The sequence below is a fragment of the Dokdonia sp. LLG6352-1 genome (genome assembly GCF_045055815.1).
Classification (GTDB): Bacteria; Bacteroidota; Bacteroidia; order Flavobacteriales; family Flavobacteriaceae; genus Dokdonia; species Dokdonia donghaensis.
Map to the genome: position 1 here is coordinate 1,880,674 of NZ_CP159329.1, position 23,688 is coordinate 1,904,361.

General features: G+C 38.9%; 26 protein-coding genes. 18 read left to right on the forward strand and 8 right to left on the reverse strand.

Annotated features, from left to right (window positions below; translation table 11 throughout):
• Window positions 1–2 precede the first annotated feature (2 nt).
• The 3 genes from ABVM49_RS08425 to ABVM49_RS08435 all read right to left on the reverse strand — a co-directional run bounded on the left by ABVM49_RS08425 (window position 3) and on the right by ABVM49_RS08435 (window position 2,780).
• Complete coding sequence (locus tag ABVM49_RS08425) at window positions 3–1,799, reverse strand: PspC domain-containing protein (protein ID WP_405201486.1); 1,797 nt, start codon at window positions 1,797–1,799, stop codon at window positions 3–5.
• The gene (locus ABVM49_RS08430; RefSeq protein WP_021778399.1) at window positions 1,796–2,137 is read right to left on the reverse strand and encodes a PadR family transcriptional regulator; all 342 of its coding nucleotides are present in this window, start codon (window positions 2,135–2,137) and stop codon (window positions 1,796–1,798) included. The genes ABVM49_RS08425 and ABVM49_RS08430 overlap by 4 nt, the downstream gene beginning before the upstream one ends.
• 139 nt (window positions 2,138–2,276) lie before the next feature.
• Entirely contained in the window at window positions 2,277–2,780 is a 504-nt protein-coding gene (locus ABVM49_RS08435; protein ID WP_405201487.1) for a DUF4870 domain-containing protein, read from the reverse strand.
• A 143-nt stretch (window positions 2,781–2,923) separates the two neighbouring features.
• Between ABVM49_RS08435 and ABVM49_RS08440 the strand changes: the two genes are divergently transcribed.
• The 3 genes from ABVM49_RS08440 (at window position 2,924) to ABVM49_RS08450 (ending at window position 5,162) form a co-directional block, all read left to right on the forward strand.
• Entirely contained in the window at window positions 2,924–3,388 is a 465-nt protein-coding gene (locus tag ABVM49_RS08440; protein WP_405201488.1) for a DUF4442 domain-containing protein, read from the forward strand.
• A 131-nt stretch (window positions 3,389–3,519) separates the two neighbouring features.
• Window positions 3,520–4,695 (forward strand): GlmU family protein, encoded by a 1,176-nt coding sequence (locus ABVM49_RS08445; RefSeq protein WP_405201489.1) that lies wholly within the window; start codon window positions 3,520–3,522, stop codon window positions 4,693–4,695.
• Window positions 4,696–4,712: 17 nt separating this feature from the next.
• On the forward strand, window positions 4,713–5,162 hold the full coding sequence (locus ABVM49_RS08450; RefSeq protein WP_405201490.1) for a hypothetical protein: 450 nt from the start codon (window positions 4,713–4,715) through the stop codon (window positions 5,160–5,162).
• 4 nt (window positions 5,163–5,166) lie between these two features.
• Here ABVM49_RS08450 and ABVM49_RS08455 read toward each other — a convergent pair whose 3' ends face one another.
• The 3 genes from ABVM49_RS08455 to ribD all read right to left on the reverse strand — a co-directional run bounded on the left by ABVM49_RS08455 (window position 5,167) and on the right by ribD (window position 7,530).
• Window positions 5,167–5,475, reverse strand: coding sequence for a hypothetical protein (locus tag ABVM49_RS08455; protein ID WP_405201491.1), 309 nt, complete (start codon window positions 5,473–5,475; stop codon window positions 5,167–5,169).
• 187 nt (window positions 5,476–5,662) lie between these two features.
• The gene (locus ABVM49_RS08460; protein WP_405201492.1) at window positions 5,663–6,532 is read right to left on the reverse strand and encodes an EamA family transporter; all 870 of its coding nucleotides are present in this window, start codon (window positions 6,530–6,532) and stop codon (window positions 5,663–5,665) included.
• Complete coding sequence (ribD, locus tag ABVM49_RS08465; protein ID WP_405201493.1) at window positions 6,529–7,530, reverse strand: bifunctional diaminohydroxyphosphoribosylaminopyrimidine deaminase/5-amino-6-(5-phosphoribosylamino)uracil reductase RibD; 1,002 nt, start codon at window positions 7,528–7,530, stop codon at window positions 6,529–6,531. The genes ABVM49_RS08460 and ribD overlap by 4 nt, the downstream gene beginning before the upstream one ends.
• 26 nt (window positions 7,531–7,556) lie before the next feature.
• Here ribD and ABVM49_RS08470 point away from each other — a divergent pair, with 26 nt between their 5' ends.
• The 5 genes from ABVM49_RS08470 (at window position 7,557) to ABVM49_RS08490 (ending at window position 12,396) form a co-directional block, all read left to right on the forward strand.
• Window positions 7,557–8,042, forward strand: a complete 486-nt coding sequence (locus ABVM49_RS08470; RefSeq protein ID WP_405201494.1) for a GNAT family N-acetyltransferase — start codon at window positions 7,557–7,559, stop codon at window positions 8,040–8,042.
• Window positions 8,039–8,908 (forward strand): peptide chain release factor N(5)-glutamine methyltransferase, encoded by an 870-nt coding sequence (prmC, locus tag ABVM49_RS08475; RefSeq protein ID WP_405201495.1) that lies wholly within the window; start codon window positions 8,039–8,041, stop codon window positions 8,906–8,908. The genes ABVM49_RS08470 and prmC overlap by 4 nt, the downstream gene beginning before the upstream one ends.
• Window positions 8,909–8,958: 50 nt before the next feature.
• Window positions 8,959–9,555: a TIGR00730 family Rossman fold protein gene (locus ABVM49_RS08480; RefSeq protein WP_375251923.1), complete on the forward strand. Its 597-nt coding sequence runs from the start codon at window positions 8,959–8,961 to the stop codon at window positions 9,553–9,555.
• 137 nt (window positions 9,556–9,692) lie between these two features.
• Complete coding sequence (ligA, locus tag ABVM49_RS08485) at window positions 9,693–11,687, forward strand: NAD-dependent DNA ligase LigA (RefSeq protein WP_405201496.1); 1,995 nt, start codon at window positions 9,693–9,695, stop codon at window positions 11,685–11,687.
• A complete protein-coding gene (locus ABVM49_RS08490; protein WP_405201497.1) occupies window positions 11,680–12,396 on the forward strand; it encodes a hypothetical protein in 717 nt (238 codons plus the stop codon). Before ligA ends, ABVM49_RS08490 begins: the two co-directional genes overlap by 8 nt.
• A gap of 1 nt (window position 12,397) precedes the next feature.
• Here ABVM49_RS08490 and ABVM49_RS08495 read toward each other — a convergent pair whose 3' ends face one another.
• Together ABVM49_RS08495 and ABVM49_RS08500 are read right to left on the reverse strand one after the other, a co-directional pair.
• Window positions 12,398–13,321 carry a bifunctional metallophosphatase/5'-nucleotidase gene (locus tag ABVM49_RS08495; RefSeq protein WP_405201498.1) on the reverse strand — a complete coding sequence of 308 codons (924 nt, stop codon included), beginning with the start codon at window positions 13,319–13,321 and terminating at the stop codon, window positions 12,398–12,400.
• Window positions 13,318–14,091 (reverse strand): 5'-nucleotidase C-terminal domain-containing protein, encoded by a 774-nt coding sequence (locus tag ABVM49_RS08500; protein WP_405201499.1) that lies wholly within the window; start codon window positions 14,089–14,091, stop codon window positions 13,318–13,320. The genes ABVM49_RS08495 and ABVM49_RS08500 overlap by 4 nt, the downstream gene beginning before the upstream one ends.
• Before the next feature lie 57 nt (window positions 14,092–14,148).
• Here ABVM49_RS08500 and ABVM49_RS08505 point away from each other — a divergent pair, with 57 nt between their 5' ends.
• From ABVM49_RS08505 to ABVM49_RS08550, 10 genes are all read left to right on the forward strand, one after another.
• Window positions 14,149–14,670, forward strand: coding sequence for a DUF6913 domain-containing protein (locus ABVM49_RS08505; protein WP_405201500.1), 522 nt, complete (start codon window positions 14,149–14,151; stop codon window positions 14,668–14,670).
• A complete protein-coding gene (gene dapA, locus ABVM49_RS08510) occupies window positions 14,670–15,545 on the forward strand; it encodes a 4-hydroxy-tetrahydrodipicolinate synthase (protein ID WP_405201501.1) in 876 nt (291 codons plus the stop codon). Before ABVM49_RS08505 ends, dapA begins: the two co-directional genes overlap by 1 nt.
• A 123-nt stretch (window positions 15,546–15,668) precedes the next feature.
• The gene (locus ABVM49_RS08515) at window positions 15,669–16,481 is read left to right on the forward strand and encodes an outer membrane protein assembly factor BamD (RefSeq protein WP_375251930.1); all 813 of its coding nucleotides are present in this window, start codon (window positions 15,669–15,671) and stop codon (window positions 16,479–16,481) included.
• An 11-nt stretch (window positions 16,482–16,492) separates the two neighbouring features.
• Window positions 16,493–16,831, forward strand: a complete 339-nt coding sequence (locus tag ABVM49_RS08520; protein ID WP_375251931.1) for a DNA-directed RNA polymerase subunit omega — start codon at window positions 16,493–16,495, stop codon at window positions 16,829–16,831.
• Between the two features lie 4 nt (window positions 16,832–16,835).
• Window positions 16,836–18,041: a bifunctional phosphopantothenoylcysteine decarboxylase/phosphopantothenate--cysteine ligase CoaBC gene (gene coaBC / locus ABVM49_RS08525; RefSeq protein ID WP_405201502.1), complete on the forward strand. Its 1,206-nt coding sequence runs from the start codon at window positions 16,836–16,838 to the stop codon at window positions 18,039–18,041.
• A complete protein-coding gene (locus ABVM49_RS08530; protein WP_405201504.1) occupies window positions 18,038–18,928 on the forward strand; it encodes a DUF4835 family protein in 891 nt (296 codons plus the stop codon). Before coaBC ends, ABVM49_RS08530 begins: the two co-directional genes overlap by 4 nt.
• 109 nt (window positions 18,929–19,037) lie before the next feature.
• Window positions 19,038–20,690 carry a DNA repair protein RecN gene (gene recN, locus ABVM49_RS08535; protein ID WP_405201505.1) on the forward strand — a complete coding sequence of 551 codons (1,653 nt, stop codon included), beginning with the start codon at window positions 19,038–19,040 and terminating at the stop codon, window positions 20,688–20,690.
• A 90-nt stretch (window positions 20,691–20,780) separates the two neighbouring features.
• Window positions 20,781–21,608, forward strand: coding sequence for an enoyl-ACP reductase (locus tag ABVM49_RS08540; protein ID WP_021778420.1), 828 nt, complete (start codon window positions 20,781–20,783; stop codon window positions 21,606–21,608).
• Between the two features lie 108 nt (window positions 21,609–21,716).
• On the forward strand, window positions 21,717–22,733 hold the full coding sequence (locus tag ABVM49_RS08545; RefSeq protein ID WP_405201506.1) for a glycosyltransferase: 1,017 nt from the start codon (window positions 21,717–21,719) through the stop codon (window positions 22,731–22,733).
• 9 nt (window positions 22,734–22,742) lie between these two features.
• Window positions 22,743–23,687 (forward strand): hypothetical protein, encoded by a 945-nt coding sequence (locus tag ABVM49_RS08550; protein WP_405201507.1) that lies wholly within the window; start codon window positions 22,743–22,745, stop codon window positions 23,685–23,687.
• The last annotated feature ends 1 nt before the right edge of the window (window position 23,688 follow it).

A 23,688-nucleotide genomic window follows, 5' to 3' on the forward strand; every position in this document is an offset into this window, starting at 1 on the left:
GGTTAGTTATTTCGTAGCGCGTCTGTGTCAGGAGCTTCTGGTGGCGTAGGAGCCTGGGGTGTTTCTGGCTCACGATCCCATTCTGGAGCATTTTCTCCTTCTTCATAACTGCGTTCTTCCCAAGAATCATTACCAGATTGCTTCCAAGAGTTATCATCATCATTGTAATCATAACTGCGATCTTCTGGACAGCCGTCACAAAGAAGCTTGCCATTACCTACGGTAAGGTATTGCTCTTCTGTTCCATTATCTAGTATGTCACGGTACCTGCTATCATTGCGGTGGTATGAGTACGTATTATCATCTGCAATGAGGGTAGTTCCTTCTGGAAGGTATACAATCACTTGTACCTCGCGATCATTCCAGTGGCCATATGATTTTTGAGTAGGTGAGGTAAGAAAACCATCAAGCGATAAAACACCGTCTTGTAATTTAAAATCATACTGTATAGATGAGGCTAGCTCACGGGCTTCTTCATACGTGAAGTTATCTGCTCGTTTTTCTATCTGGATGTAGCCATTACTATCTTTAGTACTTCTCACAATAAGACGTACGTCACGCTCTATAGTCACATTTTCTGTATCACTCTTAATCGTTCTCATAAACCCAGTAGATCGCCCAAAAGGAATCTCATAACGATCACTTTCTCGCATCTGTATGCGCAGTGTGTCACTTGCCGTTATCGCAAGCTCTGTGCGCTCTACTACTTTACCAGTTTCTGTGTTAGAATACTTAATAGCTTCTTTTACAGAAAATACGCCTATTACAATCGCAGATACAAGCCATAGGCCAAAGAGGCTAAGCTTTGCACTCACCGGCATAGATTTTAAGTTAGAAGAAACAATCTTAAGTCCTAAATAAAACAGGAAGAAGAAAGGTATCCCAACTGCAAATAATGTGAGAAGAAGTACAAGCCAGATAGGCAGTCCTGTCTCATTATTTACCCACGGTAAATCGGCTAGATTAGGAGTAAATAGATCTACTACACCACCTGTTAAGAAGGTGATAAGTAAAGAGATAACCACGGTAGCTCCCGTTATAATAAGGAGTACCCCTATAATCTTTGCAAGGACTTTAAAGAAAAACATAATAATCTTACCAATAGTCCCGAAAAAACCCTGAGCTCCTGTTTTTACTTTATTACCATACTTATCATAATCTACACTCTTTACGGTGTCAGCCACATTTTCAAATCCTTCTTTTACTTTTTCTGTGATATTGTCAATGTTAACTGCCTTTCCCCGCATTGCGAGTTTATCTGCCGTGGTTTGTGCTTCTGGTACAAATACCCATAGAGCAAGATAGATAAGTGCTGTACCTCCTAGTGTAAACCAAGTAAGCGCTATAAGTAATACCCAGCCTATACGTACCCACAAAGGATCTATACCTAGATAGTGTCCCATACCGCTAGATACACCACCTATGTAAGCGTTATCTGTATCTCTGTAAAAACGGCGTTGTGCGATACGTGGTGCTTGTTTTGACTTTTTTGAGGAGTTGCTGCTAGCTGCAGGCTCATCTTCAAAAATATCGTCATCTACCATATAGTCTTCTGGTTGTCCCATTACAGCAATCACCTCATCTAGTTCTTGTGAGCCTATTACCTGGCGCTCGTCTTTAATGCGCTCAGAAAATAGCTCAGAGATACGAGCTTCTATATCTGCTATAATTTCATCTTCACCTTGCATACCTTCAAAAGAACGTTTGATGGCAGCGAGATATCTCTGTAATTTACCGTAAGCATCCTCATCTATATGAAAAAATACTCCTGCTAAATTTATATTAACTGTCTTGTTCATTTTTTTGTGGTTTTAGTGGATGTAACTACGGCTACTGCTGTCTGTAACTCATCCCAAGTGGTTGAGAGTTCTTTTAAAAATATCTTACCCGTTTCGGTAAGTCCATAATATTTACGTGGTGGACCACTGGTAGATTCTTCCCAGCGATAGTTGAGTAAACCAGCGTTTTTAAGTCTAGTGAGAAGCGGGTAAATTGTACCCTCTACCACCAGCAACTTGGCGTCTTTAAGCGTGCCTAAGATCTCTGCTACATATGCATCTTCGTCTTTTAATACAGAGAGGATACAGTATTCTAGCACGCCTTTTCGCATTTGCGCTTTGGTGTTTTCAATCTTCATAGATTTCCATTTTTAAATACATTAAACTGTTCGTTTTGGTCCTGATTTGGGTCAGGTGATTGATTAATTGTTGTTACGCTTTCGCGAAAGCGTACATAGTCATACCACTACATTACATAGTAGGTTGCTCTTGAGTTGATTAGTCCTCTTGAGTATCTGGGGTTTCTGCAACGGCAGAAGCTTTGATAAAATTTATAAGAAGCGGAAACTTGTAAATGCCTCCTTGTGATGCCTGCACTGCTGCCGAAATTACTGTGATGATCTCTATAAGAAATAATCCTATAGCCAGCACACCTACCACAATGGCAGTGATGAGAAAACCACCTAGATCTGCAAAGTCACTAGGGTCATTTATGTATCCATAGTTAAGCAAACTAGCGCTTCCCTCACCAGCACTTACTATAAAATAAATAAAGAACGGAATGCTTATTACCGCCAGCGCAATAAAATATAAAAGTATACTGAGCTGAAAGTTTATGGCATCTCTACCGTGCTTGTCTATAAATAAAGAGTTGCGCTTTTGAGCGCTCCATAATATGAGCGGCGCGATAAAATTTCCAAATGGGAAAAGGTATTTACAGAAGGTAGAAAGATGTATTAAGGTTCCTACATTTTTGTTATGTGTGGGTATGCTAGTTTCCATAGTCTATTAATGTCTTATGCAAATATATGTCTAAAAAAAGGTACTTTGTTACGCATAGTACTAAATATTAACATTTATTTAAGATATTAATATGCACGCATAGTATTAATAAATATTGTTACTTTTGTCTAAAAGCAATAGATATGTCCTTTCCTACACCTAGTAAATTCAATACGTTCACAATGTTTAAGCTACCCTCTGCGTGGCTTACGGGAGTGCGTGTTAAGTCATTATCACCAGAGTCTTGTGTAACCACAGTAAAACATCGCTGGATTAATCAAAATCCTTTTAATAGTATGTTTTGGGCAGTACAGGGTATGGCGGCAGAGCTTGCTACAGGAGCACTTGTTATTGCACACATACAAAAGAGCGGAAAAAAAATATCGATGCTTGTGGCAAATAATAATGCCACTTTTACAAAAAAAGCAACGGGCAGAATACACTTTGTGTGTGATAATGGCCCTCAGATTAAAGAGGCTATAGATAAAGCGGTTGCTACTGGTGAGGGTCAAACCTGCTGGATGAAAGCTGTAGGGACAAACAAAGACGGTGTGCAGGTTTCTGAGTTTAACTTTGAGTGGACGATTCTTGTAAAAAAGAAGAAGTAAGACACAGTTGTACTTGTGTGTATTCTTTATAACTAGATACACTTCTTTATCTAAGAGTCTTTACATTTGCGGTATAAGTCAATGCTCATTTTTGCAATCGATTTTTTACAACAGACTAACAGTACTTAGAGATGAACTATATCCTTTTTGACGGTAACGTACGCAATCAACTTTTACCTTTTACTTATACAAAACCCGTTGCAGACTTGCGCATAGGGATACTTACCATACGTGAGAAATGGGAGTTTGTGTTAGGTTCAACAACCTCTACCGTTACAGAAGAGTATCTCTCAGAAAGATGGCCTATGGTAGAGCTGGAGGTAAATGTGATGATTAATGCATCCTATCTCCCTTCTCCTAATCTCGCCCAGATTATTAAAGGCCTAGAACCACAACAAGCCATTTTTGATGGAGAAGAAATCATTGCCTTTTATGTGAAGGAGGGTGAAGAAGTAGATTTTGACACCTATGACTGTATACAATACACTGCTCCAGATATTCTAACGGTAGCCCATACTTGGGATATTTTTGCCAAAAACGGAGAAGCAATCACCAGAGATTTTGAGATGCTTACCGAGGATAGAGAGTCTCAAGACATTCCAGAGCACGTAATAGCAATAAATAAAGATCAAATATTTATAGAGGAAGGAGCAACAGTTCACTATTCACATCTTAATGCGACAGATGGCCCTATTTATATAGGTAAAGATTCGCAGATTATGGAAGGTGCACTCGTAAGAGGACCTTTTGCAGTATGTGATCACGGAGCTGTGAAAATGGGCGCCAAAATTTATAGCGGTACAACCTTAGGTCCTCACTGTAAAGTAGGGGGGGAGGTAAATAACGCCGTGCTTATGGGATATTCAAGTAAAGGTCACGATGGCTTTTTAGGCAATAGTGTGCTAGGAGAATGGTGTAACATAGGTGCAGATTCAAACAACTCAAACCTTAAAAATAATTATGCTCCCGTAAAGTTATGGGATTATGAGACAGGTCGCTTTGCAAATACAGGGCTACAGTTTTGTGGTCTTATGATGGGTGACCACTCTAAGTGTGGTATTAATACAATGTTTAATACCGGTACCGTAGTGGGTGTAGCTTCTAATATTTTTGGGAGTGGCTTCCCACGTAATTTTGTTCCTTCATTTTCTTGGGGAGGTGCTAGTGGCTTTGTAACCCATAAGACAAATAAGGCCTACGAGACGGCAAAAATAGCAATGGCACGTCGTGATATAGAACTTACAGAACAAGACATCGCTATACTTGATCACGTTTTTGAAGAGACAAAGCAGTACCGTAGAGACTAGACTTATAAAGTAAGGTAATGAAAGACGAACAATCTAGAATAAAAATTGCGCTAGCTTCCATTTTACTTTTCTTACTTTTTATAGGGCTCGTAAAGGTGTTCAACGATGGGGTCATTGGGCTTAACTCAAACTTACTATTTGACAACTCGTTCCTAGTGGGAGTAATACATATCTTGTTAGGTATTCTCTCTGGTGTGGCATTTGTAATGGTTTATAAAAGATATTATAGGGGTACAACACCATCACTTACCACCATTTTTGTCTTATTAATTTTAGTGCTCTTTGTTTCTGGTTTAGGTATAATATCTGGGATATCCTCAGTTTATGGTTTAAGTAATGGAGCATCACAAGCGTATATAAAGGTTTTTACAGTACAACAGTATTGTGCCACAATCTCAACACACGTAGTTGCTCCGCTTACAGTATTTGTATTTGCATTGCTAAAACTCTTAAAGAAAAAGGTTTAAAATTTTAATTCTTGTGCGGATTAAATGCATTTGTAAAAATGAGATCCCAAGGTATTATAGCTAGCGCAAGCGCTAATAGTATAAAGCCTATAATTGTTAAGATAATGACTTTGCGTGCATAGCGTTTATTGTCCCTACGTATACGTTTACGTATTTCCATAAGTTGTTCAAAAGACGCTTTTTTAGGGTCTACCCACTTTTCATTTACAGTAGATACAAAAGATAGATCACCTCTCTTACGCTTTTGCTTAAGAAGGTTTCTATTGTTCCTCATTACTTGATTTGCTGCAAGAGCTGCTCCACCGAATCCCATATCATTTTCATTTTGGTTACATAGATATGTTGAGATAATTTACAAAATGTTACAGAGCTTGTATGTTGTAATCCCTTTGTTAACGAGGTTTTAGCGTGATGTTTAGATAAACAAGGCTAGTAGAATTATAGGGCGAGGGTGATTGAGTACGCTTTCGCGAAAGCGTAAAAAAAAGTATAATTATTTTCTAATTAAATAAACTTACTAGCAAAATACTCACCACGGCAAGTGCAATGCCTATCCAGTTTTTGAGGAGAAGTTTTTCTTTAAAAAACAGAATTCCTATAAAGGTACTTACCATCACAATGGCAACATTGTTTATGGTAAAAAGTGTAGAGCTATCAAATCTTGGATCTCGCAAAGCCTGTACAAGCATATAGATAGAAAAATAGTTAGGTATACCCAGACCGACACCTGCCACAATATTTTTGAGCTTAAATGTAAATGTCTTAGAGATGATTTGATACCCTATAATTAAAAAGCCAATACAGGCAGCAGCGCCAAAGATAGTTGCACTAAAAATGGGTACATCTCCATTACTTACATAAGCACCCTCTATAAATTTAAGACTAGTATCTATCGCGCCACTACCTAAGAACACAAGAATTGGGAAGATGAGGTTTTCTTTCTTTATAGCAATCCCATCTTTTGCTTTTACAGAGGCGAGATAAACGGCTATTAAAGCAAGTATGATCCCAAGGCTTTTGTAGAGCCCTAGCGACTCGTTGTAATAGAAAACGCCAAAAAGTATGGGAATTCCCACACTCATTTTGGTCGCAACCGATACCACAGAGAGTCCACTCTTTTGTGTAGTGTATGCCATTAAGTTAAATACAATAATAAAGAGCACACCTAGCCCAGCAGATGCATAAAACCACTCCTGTTCTGGAACTTGAGCTAGTGTCGTACCGCCCTCATAAAACAAGATACCACAAGTAAAGGCGACCACATAGTTTATGATAATGGCTTGCAAGGTATTTACTTCAAATTTTGAAAATAACTTGAAGATTACAAATATGAGACTGGAAGCCGCTATGCTTAGTAATAAGTAAATCAAGAGTTGCTGCGTGTGTAAGTATCTAACCTGTCACCTTGTATGTGTTGACTAGATTGTAGTGTAAATTGGCTTGTTTTCTTGGGAGCCTTTATACCTGCGTTAAAGTTTGTAAGGCCTGTAAACACACTAGCCTCATCCCATAAAGCCGCATCTATAAAACGTTGTAGGGTAGCAGCGCCACCTTCTACAATAACAGATTGTATGTTATGCTCAAAAAGTTCTTTACAGATGCTTTTTGGGTCACTGTTATTAAGCACTATTGTAGGTGCTTCATTATTAAATATGTGTAGCTCCTGAGGGAGGTTGCCTTGTGTGTCAATCACAATTCTGGTCGGGTTGCTGCCGTGCCAGTCACGTGTTGTAAGTGTAGGATTATCTTCTATAACGGTCTTGCCGCCCACTAAAATGCCAATCTCCTCGCTACGTAGTTTGTGCACTAGTTGTCTAGAGTGAGAGTTTGTAATCCACACCGGTTCTTGCTTATCTCTGCTAGCAGGAGCTATAAAACCATTTGCGGTTTCGGCCCATTTTAAAATTATAAATGGTCGCTTCTCATTGTGATAGGTAAAGAAGCGTTTATTAACCTCTTGACATTCTTTTTCAAGCACGCCTACGGTAACATCAACTCCAGCTTGAATAAGTTTTTTTATGCCAGCGCCGGCTACTTTGGCAAAAGGGTCTATGGTGCCTATCACTACGCGTTTAATTCCTGAGTCTATAACGAGATCTGCACAAGGAGGGGTTTTTCCCCAGTGTGAGCAAGGTTCTAGAGATACGTATAAGGTAGATTTGGCAATGAGTTCTGGGGTATTCGCTTTCGCGAAAGCGATACAATTTACCTCTGCGTGAGGACCGCCATATGCACTTGTATAGCCTTCTGCAATAATCGAGTCATTATGCACGAGAACGGCTCCTACCGAGGGATTAGGCATTGCTGCTGGAAGCCCATTTTTTGCTAGGGCAATACATCTTTTTATATAGGTGTTGTGTATCTTCACATCGCAAAAGTAAACGTTTAATAGTGATGAACAAACCAATCATTAGACCTATTCAAAAGGAAGATAATGCACAGGTTGCGGCCGTAGTGCGCAAGGTGCTGGTAGATATGGGTGCTCCAAAGGTAGGAACCGCTTATGCAGATGAGGCGCTAGACACAATGTTTGAGCATTATGATAGGCCTAAAGCTGCCTATTTTGTGGTAGAAGATAATGGTACGGTAATAGGCTGTGCGGGCATCGCACAACTTGATAATTATGATGGTAATGTGTGTGAGTTGCAAAAGATGTACTTCTTAGAAGAAGCACGAGGCAAGGGTCTAGGGTCGGCTATGATGAAGAAGTGTTTAGATACCGCTCGAGATTTTGGGTTTGAGCAATGCTATCTTGAGACGATGCCTTATATGGAGGCAGCGCAAAAATTATACAAGCGCACTGGTTTTGACTATATAGATGGGCCTATGGGTAATACAGGTCACTTTTCGTGTCCCGTTCATATGCTTATAAAACTATGAGTATAGACGATTTTCGTGCAGATTTTAGGAAGCAACTGGCCGCACTTTATGAGCCAGAAGAGGTCGAGAACCTATGTTTCTTAACGCTTGAGCACGTATTAAAAATGAATAGGGTTGAGATCTCGCTTTCGCGAAAGCAAAAAATACACCCATCACAATGTAAGGAGCTTGAAGAAATAACAGCTAGACTGTCTAAGAGTGAGCCCATACAATATATCACAGGTAGCTCGTCATTTTACGGGCTTGACTTTCAGGTAAATCCTGCTACGTTAATACCTAGACCAGAAACCGAAGAGCTCGTTGCCTGGATTATAGATGATGTGGCGCAAGGCCTCTTAAAAGAGGAAGCACAAGATATGCTACGTCTTTTAGACATAGGTACAGGTTCTGGTTGTATAGCCATTACACTTGCAAAAAATACCAGTAAAGCAACAGTAGAAGCGGTAGATATCTCTCAAAATGCGCTTGCCACAGCATATCAAAATGCTAAGGCAAATGGTGTGAAAGTGGACTTTTACAACCAGAATATTCTAGAGACGCAAGCCCTTGATGAGGTTTATAATGTTATCGTGAGCAACCCGCCGTATGTGCGTGAGCAAGAAAAGGCAATGATGAGAGCAAATGTGCTGAGCAATGAGCCAGATAGTGCACTATTTGTTTCAGATCAAGATCCTCTTATTTTTTATAGAAAGATTGGTGAGCTGGCCCGTAAAAGCTTAGCACCTGCGGGAGCTCTATATTTTGAGATTAATGAATATCTCGGTAAAGAGACTGTAGCGTTATTAAAAGATATAGGCTTTACAGACGTTGTGCTGAGAAAAGATATGTTTGGTAAAGATAGAATGATAAGGGCGTGTATGGCTTAAACCTAAGTGCGTCTAAATATCAAAACAATTGTTAGAAAAAAAGAAATCGTATGAAGTTAGCATCTATTTGTGTGTACTGTGGTAGCAGTGCAGGAACTGATCCAGAGATTATAAACCAAGCTCGCTTGCTAGGAGCCACACTGGCAAAAAAGGATATGACACTCGTATACGGTGCTGCCAAAATAGGAGTGATGGGAGCTGTTGCTCAGGGCGCTCTTGATGCAAATGGTAAAGTGATAGGTGTGATTCCGGCATTTTTACAAATTAAAGAAGTGGTACATACAGGCCTTACAGAGCTTATAGTAAATGAGACGATGCACGAGCGCAAGATGAAGCTCCAAGAACTGTCTGACGGTTTTATCACACTTCCTGGTGGTTTTGGAACGATGGAAGAGCTCTTTGAGGTGCTTACTTGGAGCCAGCTAGCGTTGCATAAAAAGCCTGTGGGGATGCTCAATGTAAATGGCTTTTATGATGATCTTTTAAGTGCGCTTAAAAATATGGTAGACAAAGGTTTTCTTAAACAAGAAAATTATGACATCCTTCTTGTAGACACTACCATTGATGGTCTTCTAGATCAGATGGAGAACTTTGAGCCTATGGCAATGCCTAAGTGGTTAAAATCATCACTAGAGGCAAAAAAGTAATAACGCTCTTGTGGGTTATGCGCAAAGCGGTATGCTTTACAGCGATTTAGTTTTTATTAAAAACTGTTTGTAAAATGGTTAATTAAACCTGCGGTATTCTCTGAGTATCGCAGGTTTAATTTTTTAATTTTGTTACTATGACAATAGAAGAGCAAATCCTCGCTTTACGCAACGAATTACAAACACATAATCATAGTTATTATGTGCTAGATACGCCAACGATATCAGATTTTGAATTTGATAAAAAATTAGAACAACTTAAGGCACTAGAACTTGCAAATCCAGAATTTGACGATCCTAACTCGCCTACACATCGCGTAGGTGGTGCAGTGACTAAAAATTTTGAGACTATTGTACACGAGCATAGAATGTACTCTCTAGATAACTCCTACTCAAAGGAAGATCTTGAGGACTGGGAAGCCCGCGTTAAGAAAATGGTAGATGGTGAAGTGCATTATACCTGCGAGCTTAAGTATGATGGTGCTTCAATAAGTCTTACCTATGAAAATGGAGAGCTGCTCAGAGCTGTTACCCGTGGAGATGGATTACAGGGAGATGATGTAACTACTAATATTAAAACCATAAAATCTGTTCCTTTAAAGTTAAAAGGAGATTATCCTCCTAAGTTTGACATACGTGGTGAGATTGTGCTTCCTTGGGACGGTTTTCACGCGATGAATACAGAGCGCGAGGAACTAGGGTTTGAGCTATATCGTAACCCGCGTAATACCGCAAGTGGTTCTCTAAAACTTCAAGATAGTGCAGAGGTTGCAAAGCGACCATTGCAGTGCTTACTTTATAATATCACTGGTAATAATCTAGGAATAACTACCCAGATGGAAAGTTTGCAAAAAGCTAGAGACTGGGGTTTTATGGTGCCAGATGCGGCAGTACTAGCAAAGAGTATTGATGAGGTGCTAGATTTTATTAATCACTGGGATAAAGCTCGTCACGACTTACCGTATGAGACAGATGGTGTTGTAGTAAAAGTAAACGGACTCCAGCAGCAAGAAGAGTTGGGGTATACAGCAAAAGCTCCGCGATGGGCTATAGCTTATAAGTTTAAAGCAGAACAGGTGTCTACCCGCTTACGCGAAATAACATACCAGGTAGGTCGTACTGGAGCTATCACACCAGTGGCAAACCTAGAACCTGTAGAGCTTGCCGGGACAACCGTTAAAAGAGCCAGTCTTCATAATGCAGATCAGATAGAACGACTAGATATACGAGAAGGTGATGAGGTGTTTGTAGAAAAAGGAGGGGAAATCATTCCAAAAATCATAGCAGTAGATCTTACAAAACGCCCAGCAGATTCTGAGCCTACCGATTATATAACTCAATGTCCAGAATGTGATACTCCGCTTGTGCGTAAAGAAGGAGAAGCACAGCACTACTGTCCTAACGATATGGGTTGCCCTCCACAAATTATAGGGCGTATACAGCATTATATATCTAGAAAAGCAATGGATATAGATGGTCTAGGAGGTGAGACGGTAGCTTTACTTGTAAATGAGGGACTTATATCAAATTATGCAGATTTATATGAGCTTACTGTAGCGCAGTTGCTTCCGTTAGAAAGAATGGCTCAAAAAAGTGCCGAAAACTTAGTGAATGGTGTGCAGGCGTCTGTTAAGATTCCTTTTGAGAAGGTGTTGTTTGGTTTAGGTATACGATACGTAGGAGAGACCGTAGCCAAAAAACTTGCAAAGCATTATAAGTCTATTGATGCGATTACTTCGGCAACAGAGGAAGATCTGGTAGCTGTAGATGAAATAGGAGGTAAAATTGCTGAGAGTGTTGTAGCATTTTTCGCGAAAGCGGAACATATAGCACTTATACAACGTTTAAAATCTTACGGAGTACAGCTAGAAATTTCTGCAGAGAAGCTTGCAAACCAGTCGGATGTGCTTGCAGGTAAGACGTTTGTGGTCTCTGGTGTGTTTGAAATGCCACGTAATGATCTTAAAAAACTCATAGAAGATAACGGAGGGAAAGTCTCAAGTTCTATCTCATCTAAAACATCATACCTCGTTGCTGGCGAAAAAATGGGACCTAGCAAATTAGAAAAAGCTCAAAAACTAGGAATTACTATTATTTCTGAAATAGAATTCTTAGCTTTAACTAATGCTTAGAGAGAACTTTACCGGATATAGGCTACATAGATCTATCAGTATTCTGTTAGGATTTATGATGATGCTTACACCTGTCTTTTTTGATCAGAATGCAATATTTTACTTGACTCCCTTTGGGTCATTATTCTTATTTATATACGTTTTTAAAGCAACAGGTAAGTTTAGTATTTCCTTTTTAATATTTTTAGCAGCAACGCTACTGGCGGAGTATTTGTTCTTAACAGATTATGAGAAAAATATAACACTCACGTGCCTAGCATCTATTGTAGGGTATGCGGCACTCTTGTTTCTAATGAAACCTGTATTAAAAAAACGAGTAACTGCCTTTTCAAAGCATAATCTCGTAGAGCTCATTGTGGGGTTTATTACCCTCAGTTTTGTACTGCTATACATTGTTTATCTAGTAATGCCGTATATACCAGAAACGAGCCTCTTCTTGCTTACAGTGGTGGTTTTTGGTATCACAATGAGTGTTTGTTTTATAATACCTAATTACAATCTTCATCCAGATAATGTGGGTCTTATTATGATAGGAGGGAGTTATATAGCAGGTACCGTATTTGGCTTCATATACTACTTTCTTTATAATGAAATTCCTATGCTTATGATGGCCACATTTATGATGGTATTTATGAAAGTAACCTTAGCCACTTATATAACTAGGTTTAAACAAATAGAAAAAGACAGTACATATCAGGAGTATATCTAGATTATATATCAAGCACGAGGCTTCTACTCTCAATATTTTTTGCATCATCTAGATAAAAATCTATTCTTCCTAGGTTAATGCCTCCCCAGCCCACCTGATTTATAAGCACAAACTTCCCTGATTTGTTCTGTGCGATAGTTGGCTTCTTTAAGAAGGTATGTGTGTGTCCACCTATAATAAGATCTATTCCTTCTGTTTTTCTGGCGAGTGCTACGTCTGAGATAATGTCTTTACTGCGATACTCATAGCCTAGGTGAGAAAGACAAATAACAATGTCACAACGTTCTTCTTGTCTAAGTGTATTTGCGGTGTCTGTAGCCATCTCGACGGGATCTAGGTATTTGGTTTCTTTAAACATATTTTTATTAACTAGACCATTAAGTTCTATACCTAGACCAAAAACACCAATGCGTACTCCATCTTTCACAAAAACCTTATAAGGCTTTGTAAGCCCATCCATTATGGTGTTTGAGAAGTCATAATTTGCTGTAAGAAGTTCAAAAGAAGCATTAGGCATTTGCGCGGCTAGCCCACCTATGCCATTGTCAAAATCGTGATTACCTATGGTAGCGGCATCATACCCCATCATAGACATAAGTTTAAACTCAAGCTCACCTCCATAAAAATTAAAGTAAGGAGTGCCCTGAAAGATATCACCTGCATCAAGAAGTAATGTGTTTGGGTTTTCTTTACGTACGGCCGTGATAACACCCATTCTTCTGGCAGCACCGCCTAGATTTGCATACTTTGGGTCGTTAGAAGGGAAGGGCTCAACGTGACTATGTACATCGTTAGTATGTAAAATGGTAATGTGCTTTTTTTGCTTTCGCGAAAGCGTATCTACACCCATCCCCATTGTTAATCCTCCTAGTCCTACAAGACTTGTTGCTGCGGCGGTTTGTTTTATAAAAGTTCTACGTATCATTTGCTATCTCTTGTAAATCTGTTATCTCTTACGGGTGCGATGGTGTCGTATTTTTTAAAATAATCGATGAGCACATTTCTTATTTTGTAATCTAGCGGAAGCGTGCTTACCGGGTTTTCAAAAAAGGTCATATGGTCACCACCATTCTTGAGGTAGTCGCTAGTTGCGATAAAGTAAGTCTCGTTATCATTAATATCTTGGCCTTGTACTTGTGTCCTTAGAAGATCACCTGTGGCCGATAGTTGTACCTCCATACCTGCGATGGGGTGTGCACTTCCACCCTTTAAGTATTCAAAAAGAGATCTCATTTGCTTACCACTAAGCTCTACGACAACCACCTCGTTTTCAAAAGGCATTAACTCGTAAGCGGTTCTGGTGGTGATGTTTCCTTTATTAAGAGCAGAGCGTATGCCGCCATAATTGAGAAGCACTGCGTTAAAGGGATATCCAGTTCTTTTTTGAAATATAGGGTTTGCCATTTCATAAACAGCATCTGCCATCATATTGCCTACTGCTGTGTTGAGCTTGCCATCCTTTTTTGTGTACGATGCTGGTGCAACGGCTAGCACACTATCCATTTCTGCCTGTATAGCTTCCTTGTATGGAAGTATGGCTTGAGTTATTTCTTCACTCGTTGGGCTATTTTGATTTACAGGGATAATTTCACCTTTTATGCGCTCTGGAGCGTAGTGAGATTCTTCCTTACAAGAGATTGCTGTTGTATATATAACAATCGCATAGATGATAGTTAAAAGCGTGGTCCTCCTCATAATTTATGGCGTAGGTAGCAGTAAATTTTCTCTACATTTGTTCAAAAGTAAAGTTATATGTTTTTAACCGGATTAAAAGCAAAATCCATCATTAAACAAATAGATAAAGCACAACAAGCACGCAATTATAAGGCGAGCACAACTGCAGTATCTAGCGTTGCTATTTTACAAGATGTAGATAAGCCTTTTAATCAAAATAATCTTTCTTCTTTGTGCAAAGCAATAGGAGTAAAGTCTAAAGATGTAGCAATACTTGAGTATGTAAAAACCTTAACAAAAGAGCAGCGTGAGCAGCCACAGTTATTTTCAGATAAGCAAGTAGGGTGGAAAGGAGTTTTTAAAACAAAATCGCTCAAAGATTTTAGTGCAACTCCTTTTGATATTTTAATAAGCTACTACACGCCAGAAAATTTATCACTTAAAGCAATGACAGCACTCTCTGCTGCAAAGTTTAAAGTAGGGATTGACCAAGCTATGGAAACATACAATGATCTTACGATACACGTAGCTACAGGTCAAGAAGTGGTTTTTACAAAAGAATTAGAAAAATATTTAAAAATTTTAAAAGTTATAAGTTGATGCAGGAGTTAAGGGGTACAGGTGTTGCTCTCGTTACACCATTTAATGAAGATTTGTCTATAGATTATAATGGACTTACTAAGCTGGTAGAATATTGTATTTCTGGCAGTGTAAATTATCTTGTTGCACTAGGTACCACGGCAGAGAGTGCTACATTATCTAGTGAAGAGAAGCAAGCCGTAGTTGCTCATATCATAAAGGTAGCAGAGGGGCGCTTACCTATCGTGCTAGGTGTAGGAGGTAATCATACAGCTGCAGTTGTTGCAGAACTTAAAAATGGTAAGTATGATGGTATAACCGCCATACTATCGGTCTCTCCGGCTTATAATAAACCAACCCAAGAAGGAATATACCAGCACTTTGCAGCTGTAGCTACAGCGAGCCCATTGCCAGTAGTACTTTATAATGTGCCAGGTAGAACTTCTAGCAATATGTTGCCAGAAACTACGGCGAGACTTGCTAGAGATTTTGACAATATTATAGCTATTAAAGAGGCTACAGGTGATATGTCACAGGTGCTTGAGCTAATACACAAAACTCCAGATGATTTTATGGTGATCTCTGGAGATGACACACTTTCATTGCCATTAGTTTCGGCTGGAGGTAGTGGTGTGATATCTGTGATAGGTCAAGGTATCCCAGAAGTTTTTACAGCCATCATTAATGATGGTTTAAATAACGCTTTCGCGAAAGCGTATAAAGAACACTTCAAAATACTTGAACTTATAGACCTTATTTTTGAAGAAGGCAACCCAGCAGGTATAAAATCATTGCTAGCACATCAAGGTGTGTGTAAGCCCTTTGTAAGATTACCACTGGTAAAAGCTACAGATGATCTACACCAAAAGATAGGGTCATTTTTAACCTCTTTGTAGAAGTTGTTAAACGTATGCTAACAAAATAAATGCTAGGGAGAAAGCGTTTATTTTTGGGCTATATTAATTAAGTTATGTTATGTGATTGATTTTACGTAATTTTGCCTGCTGTTTTTAACCCTTATGAAGAATATATTTTTCCTACTAGTTGCAGTTGTTTTATTGAGCTCTTGTTCGGCGTATCAAGATGTTCTTAAAAACGATGATATTAAAGCAAAGTACACATTTGCAGATTCCTTGTATTCTCAAGGTAAATACAAAAAAGCCTTAAAGCTTTGGGAGCAGATTGTGCCGCTATACAGAGGACGCCCACAAGCAGAGCGTGTGTCATATCTTTATGCAAATACATTTTATGAGCTAGGAGATTATTATCAAGGAGGGTATCAATTTGAACGTTTTGTAAAATCTTTTCCTCAGAGTGAGAAGAGAGAAGAGGCAGCATACAAAAGCGCAGAGAGCTATTATAATAGGTCACCAAGATTTAACTTAGATCAAGGAGATACGTATATAGCAATGGGTAAACTTCAAGATTTTATAAATCAGTATCCAGATTCTGAGCGTCTCGATGATGCAAATGCTAAGGTGCAGGAGCTCAACCAGAAGATAGAGCGCAAAGCCTACGAGATTGCAAAAGGATATAATAAAATAGGAGAGAGTAGAGGAACGTTTCCAAACGCGATAAAAGCGTTTGATAACTTTTTATTAGATTTTCCGGGGTCTAAGTATCGTGAAGATGCTTTGTACTGGAAGTTTAACTCTGCATATCAACTAGCATTAGGAAGTGTAAGACGTCGTAAGGCAGAAAGACTAGAAGATGCAAAAGAAGCATATAACGCCTTAGAAAAGTATTTTCCAGAAGGAAAGTATAGCGAGCAGGCAGCAGAAGAAGTAGCAGCTGTAAATGAAGCGCTGCTAGCAATGGAAACTTTAAATTAAAGAAGAATATTATGAATATTAAGGACTTAGATGCACCTTTAAGCACAACGACTATTGACAAGAATCTTGTAGATGCCCCTACAGATAATATCTATGAGGCGATATCTATTATAGCAAAACGTGCTACACAGATCAATACAGAGATCAAGAGGGAGCTTTCAGAAAAACTAGATGAGTTTGCTACGTTTAATGATAGTCTTGAAGAAATCTTTGAAAACAAAGAGCAAATAGAGGTGTCTAAATTTTATGAGCGCCTTCCTAAGGCTCACGCACTAGCAGTGCAAGAGTGGTTAGAAGATCGTATTTACCACAGAGATCCATCTGTTACTGAAGAAAAAAGTAACGACTAGATAGATGTCAGTATTAAGCGGTAAAAAAATACTTTTAGGAGTAACCGCTGGCATTGCAGCATATAAAAGCGCCAGTCTTGTGAGAGCATTCATAAAGGCTGGCGCTTCTGTGCAAGTAGTAATGACAGAGAAGGCAAAAGACTTTGTTACTCCGCTCACATTAAGTACACTCTCTCGTAATGAGGTACACTCATCGTTTACACTTGAAGGTGATGATAATGCGGTGTGGACAAATCACGTGGAGCTTGGACTTTGGGCAGACCTTATGGTTATTGCTCCTGCAACAGCAAACACGCTTTCTAAAATGGCAAATGGGGCTTCCGACAATTTGCTGCTAGCCACTTATCTAAGTGCAAAGTGTCCTGTATATTTTGCTCCAGCAATGGATCTTGATATGTATATCCACCCTTCATCTACAAATTCTTTTCAGAAACTGCTGTCTTACGGTAATGTGATGATAGAGGCTACCAGTGGTGAACTTGCTTCTGGTCTAGTAGGTAAAGGACGTATGGCAGAGCCAGAAGATATCGTGACATTTATAGAGAATGATGTAATGGGTAAGTTGCCTCTAAGAGGTAAACGTGTGATGATCACAGCAGGGCCTACTTATGAAGCAATAGATCCCGTACGTTTTATAGGAAATCACAGTAGTGGTAAAATGGGATGCGAGCTTGCTTTAAGAGCAGCAGACCTGGGTGCGACAGTAGATCTTATACTGGGACCTAGTGGTATAAAAGTAAATCATAGTCTAATTACAGTTCATAACGTAGTCTCCGGTGAGCAAATGTATGATGCTGCACACGCCGTATTTGATAAGGTAGATGTAGCAATCGCAGCAGCAGCGGTAGCAGACTATAAGCCAGCGCAAGTAGCAGAGGAGAAGATCAAGAAAAAAGACACTTCGATGCAAATAGACTTAGTCAAAACTAAAGATATTCTTGCTTCGCTAGGTGCGATTAAAAAAGATCAATACCTTTTGGGCTTTGCATTAGAAACACAGAATGAACTAGAAAATGCAAAGAAAAAGCTCGAGAAGAAAAATCTTGACGCGATTGTTTTAAACTCTTTGCGAGATAAAGGTGCAGGGTTTCAGACCAAAACCAATAAAATTACGTTTATTGAAAAAGACGGTTCGGTTACGGAGTATGATTTAAAGACAAAAGCTGAAGTGTCTATTGATATATTTGATAAAATAGCTGAAAAAATATGATGAGAGTACTTACATTCTTAGTGGTTTTATGTTGCTCATTTAACCTTGTAGCACAAGAGCTTAATGCAGTTGTGGTTATCAACGCAGAGCAAACTAATAAAGCAGATTTACAAGTTTTTAAAACTTTAGAACGCTCACTTACGGAGTTTATAAATACCACTAAGTGGACAGATAAACGCTTTAAGCAACAAGAGCGTATAGACTGTTCTTTTAATGTGATTATTACTCAGCAGGATGGTAATAACTTTCGCGCAAGCGTACAAGTAGGAGCATCGCGACCTGTTTTTGGTTCTAATTATGATACGCCTACGTTTAACTTTAATGATAAGCAGTTTGATTTTGAGTATACAGAGTTTCAGCCGCTTATTTTTAACCCTAACACGTTTGACTCAAACTTAGTTTCTGTAATTGCTTTTTATGCTTATACTATCTTAGGTATGGATGCAAATACGTTTAAGCTTAATGATGGCGATGGATATTTTCAGCTTGCAAAGCAAATAGTTACAACTGCGCAGCCTAGTAGTGAGACTGGATGGAGTCCTCAAGACGGGTCACAGTCTAGATATAGATTAAATGAAGATTTACTTTCTCCTAATTTTAGAGAGTTTGCAGGTATAATGTATACGTATCACCGCACGGGTCTTGATTTTATGGGTGAAGATAAAAAGCGTAGTAAACAAACACTTGCAACTACCTTATCTCAATTTAGGTCTATGTATAACAAGAGGCCTAATAATTTTTTAACCCGTGTATTTTTTGATACTAAGGGAGAGGAGATTGCTTCTATCTTTTCTGGGGGGCCTTCTGTAAATGTAAAATCTCTTGTAGAGGTGCTCAATCAAGTTGCACCAACTAAATCAAATTACTGGAGACAAATCACTTTTTAATAGTATATAATAAAGACAATCCTTAATTTTAAATTCCCGTATAACGGGAATTTTTTGTTGAGTATTACATCTCACTTTGTGCGTTTATTTTAACTAAATCTAAAAATTATTGCTTACTTCTCTTTCTATAAAAAATTATGCACTTATTCAATCTGTACAATTACAGTTTGATAAAGGGTTTACTGTTATTACTGGAGAGACAGGTGCTGGTAAGTCTATATTGCTAGGAGCACTAGGTCTTATTACAGGTAAAAGAGCAGATATGTCTAGCGCAGGAGATGCGTCTCAAAAATGTGTAGTAGAAGGTGTTTTTGCTATAAGTGACTACCACCTCAAAACTTTTTTTAAGGTTAATGATCTCGATTATGATGCGTCTACTATTATAAGAAGGGAAATTTTACCTTCTGGAAAAAGTAGAGCCTTCATAAATGACACGCCCGTAACACTATCACAACTTTCCACACTGGGCGCTAGGCTAGTAGATATACATAGCCAAAATAAAACACTGCAAGTGGTTGAAAATGATTTTCAATTTGAGATAATTGATACCTTCTCAAACAGTGTGGCATTATTAAAAAAATATAGAACGGCTTACACTCAGTGGAAGACTTCAAAAGCGGCCCTTGTCGAACTTTTAGAAAAAAAGAAGCAAGCCCAGCTAGAGTATGATTATCAATCTTTTCTTTTTACAGAGCTTGACGAGGCAGCATTAAAGGTAGGAGAGTATGCAGAGATAGAAGAGGAGCTTAACACATTAAGCAATGCAGATGAGATTATGCAGCAGCTGGCTACAGCTGTGCAAAATATATCTCTAGAACAAACTGGAGCTGTAGATCAACTTGCAGCTGCAAGAGCAGCGCTGGGTAGACTAAATAGTTATGGTACTCAATATACAGAATTGTATGAGCGACTTAATAGTACACTACTTGAACTAGAAGATATAGGAGAAGTTCTTAGTCAGGTTTCTGATAATGTAGATGCAGACCCACTTACATTAGAACGACTCAATACACGTATGCAGTTGTTGCACTCGCTTATTAAAAAACATCAAGTAGGTAGCGTAGAAGAACTTATTGAAATACGAGATAGACTAGATAATGATCTGCAAGATATCGCAGGGGTAGATGATAAGATAGAAGCGCTAGAGGCTCAGATACAATTAGAAAAGGAAAGTGCATTTGCACTGGCTTCTCAGTTACATAAAGATCGTGCTGCTGCAATACCACACCTTACCTCACTAGTAGAAAAACTACTTATTGAACTTGGTATGCCTAATGCACAGTTTGCAGTTCAGTTAGATTCTCAAGATACTCTTACAGCAACAGGAACAGATAACTTAGAATTTTTATTTTCGGCCAATAAGGGTAGTGATCTAAAACCTTTAGGTAAAGGAGCCTCTGGCGGTGAGCTCTCTAGAGTAATGCTCGCCCTTAAGTCTGTTCTTAGTAAACATAAACAATTGCCTACACTCATTTTTGATGAGATTGATACCGGTGTGAGCGGAGATATTGCAGTAAAGATGGGAGCTATCTTGAAGAAAATGGGGCGTACAATGCAACTTGTAAGTATCACCCACTTACCGCAAATTGCGGGTCAAGGTGCTTCACATTTTAAAGTGTATAAGAAAGATACAGATGAGCGCACCCAGACTTACATAGAACGACTCAATGAGGATGAACGTATTGTAGAGATAGCAGCTATGCTAGGCGGGGGGCAACACAGTGACGCGGCAATTGCTCACGCAAAAAATCTACTAAACTAGTGTGATTTAAGCAGAAACCACGATATTTACACCTCCATAACGGCGCAGGCCGAAAACCTAACTAGAATACATCAAACCATTACTGTTATTATGAGTTATAACTTACTTAAAGGAAAACGCGGAATTATTTTTGGAGCATTAGATGCAAATTCAATCGCTTGGAAAACAGCAGAGCGTGTACACGAAGAGGGAGGATCTTTTGTACTTACTAACGCACCTATCGCTATGCGTATGGGACAGATTAACGAGCTTGCAGAAAAGACAGGGTCAGAGATCATTCCTGCAGATGCTACATCGCTAGAAGATCTAGAAAACCTTGTTACAAAAGCACAAGAAATACTAGGAGGTAAGTTGGACTTTGTACTACACTCTATCGGGATGTCTGTAAACGTACGTAAAGGGCGTGCTTATACAGATCAAAAATATGACTGGACACAAAAAGGTACAGATGTATCTGCAATGTCTTTTCATAAAGTTATGCAAACACTCTACAAGCAAGATGCTATGAATGAGTGGGGAAGTATCGTAGCCCTTACCTATATGGCAGCGCAGCGTGTATTTCCAGATTATAACGATATGGCAGATAATAAGGCATACTTAGAGTCTATCGCACGTAGTTTTGGATACTTTTATGGTAAAGAAAAGAACGTACGTGTAAACACAATATCACAATCACCTACACCTACTACGGCAGGTCAAGGAGTAAAAGGATTTGACGGTTTTATCGCTTATGCAGAAAAAATGAGTCCGCTAGGTAACGCTACGGCACAAGACTGTGCAGATTATACCATCTCACTATTCTCAGACCTTACAAAGCGTGTAACAATGCAAAACCTTTATAATGACGGAGGTTTCAGCAACACGGGAGTAAGCAATGAGGTGATGGACGCTTTTATGAAAGCCGAAGGACACGAATAAACTTTAGTACGCTTTCGCGAAAGCGGAATCAAACCCATACCAACCACCGTCTATATGTCGGTGGTTTTTTATTGCCTAGCCTCTAGGGATGTCTTAGCTTTGTTTTATATGCAACTTTCATATTCATTTATTATTCCCGTTTATAATCGACCAGATGAGGTGGCCGAACTCCTTGCTAGTTTTGACGAGCAAGAAACCGCTATTCCTTATGAGATTGTAATTATTGAAGATGGCTCCAGCATACCTTGTAAAGAAGTAATAGATGCTTATCCAGATCTTGATATTACCTATTTAACAAAGCCTAACTCAGGCCCAGGGAGTTCTCGCAACTACGGGATGGAGAGAGCGAGAGGTAATTATTTTATCATACTAGATTCAGATTGTATGTTGCCTCAGCAGTATGTTGAGGTGATGGATAAGCAGTTAAAAGAACAATATGTAGACTGTTTTGGTGGTCCAGATGCCGCACATCCAGACTTTTCTAACTTGCAGAAGGCTATAAGTTATAGTATGACTTCGTTTTTTACCACGGGCGGCATACGCGGCGGAAGTGAAGATGCCGGGAAATTTCAACCTCGTAGTTTTAATATGGGATTGTCTAAAAAGGCTTTTCAAACTAGTAAAGGTTTTGGAGATATTCATCCCGGGGAGGATCCAGATCTCGTATTGCGATTATGGGATTTAGGTTTTAAAACGGCGCTTATACCAGAGGCTTTTGTCTATCATAAACGTCGCATCTCTTGGAAAAAGTTTTACACTCAAGTTCATAAATTTGGACTAGTGCGACCTATACTAAATGCGTGGCACCCTAGTACAGCAAAACTTACTTATTGGTTTCCTACTTTGTTTATCGTAGGTCTAGCTGTAAGTTTACTCGTAGCATTGCTTGGTAATACGATACTGCTCAAGTTTTACGCATTGTATGTTGCGATTATTTTTGTGCACTCAAGTATTATAAATAAAAGCCTCGTTATAGGTTATCTAAGTATTGTTGCAACCGGTATTCAGTTTTATGGCTACGGTACGGGTTTTCTGTCTTCTACAATAGGAATAAAATGGCTAAGACAGCTTCCGCGAAAGCGTTATCCACATCTTTTTTTTAGTACATTAGAGAACCAAAAGTAACCACCGTATATGTTGAGAGGAATTAAAATAAACAGCGTGAGTGCAAGAGAGTTTTTATTCTTCTTGCTGTTTACTACTATCATTGCTGGCCTCATAAAATTATCTAAAACATATAAAACGCAATTTGAGGTAGCCATAGAAGTGGTAGATGTCCCCATAGACCGAACGATCCAAGAGTTAACACCTAGCTATGTAAAAGTAAGTGCAGAAGGTTCTGGTTTCTCCTTACTTACAAATGCTATAGAGGAGCCTACATTAAAAGTGTCTTTTACAGAGCTACAGAGCGTAGAGTCTCATATGTATGAATATACAGTAACGGCTAGATCACTTTCACAAAAACAAGTTGTAGATAATGAAGGAGCTGTACTTGCAATCGTTCCTCCTCAAATACGTATAGCTGTAGATTCTGTAGCGTCAAAGCGTATCCCCGTACAATCTAATGTTGCCGTTTCTTATAAAACAGGTTATGGAGCAAAAAGTAAACTACGTATCGAGCCAGATAGTATTACCATAGTGGGTCCAGCGACTTCTATAACATCAATCAAAGAAGTTTTTACAATAGGAAAAGAACTAATGGAGGTAGATAAAAAGATAGCGCAAGAAGTAGCACTATCTACTCAAGAGCTGCCACAAGATGTGCGGTTGTCACAAACTGCGGTAAATGTGGTACAAGATGTGGCTAAGTATACAGAGGGTAAAATAGTAGTGCCTATTACCATACTCAATGATCTAGATACTCAGGTTAAAATTTTGCCCAAAACTGCAGAAGTAAGCTATATAGTAGAACTCGAAAATTTTGATAAAATCACCCCGTCAGATTTCCTTGTTACCTGTGATTATGAAAACGCTACAGATAATGATGCTTATTTACCGCTCAAAATAGCAAAGGCACCTGCTACCGTAAAAGTTGCGAGACTTATAAACAAGCAAGTAAAGTTTATTGTAATTAATTAGT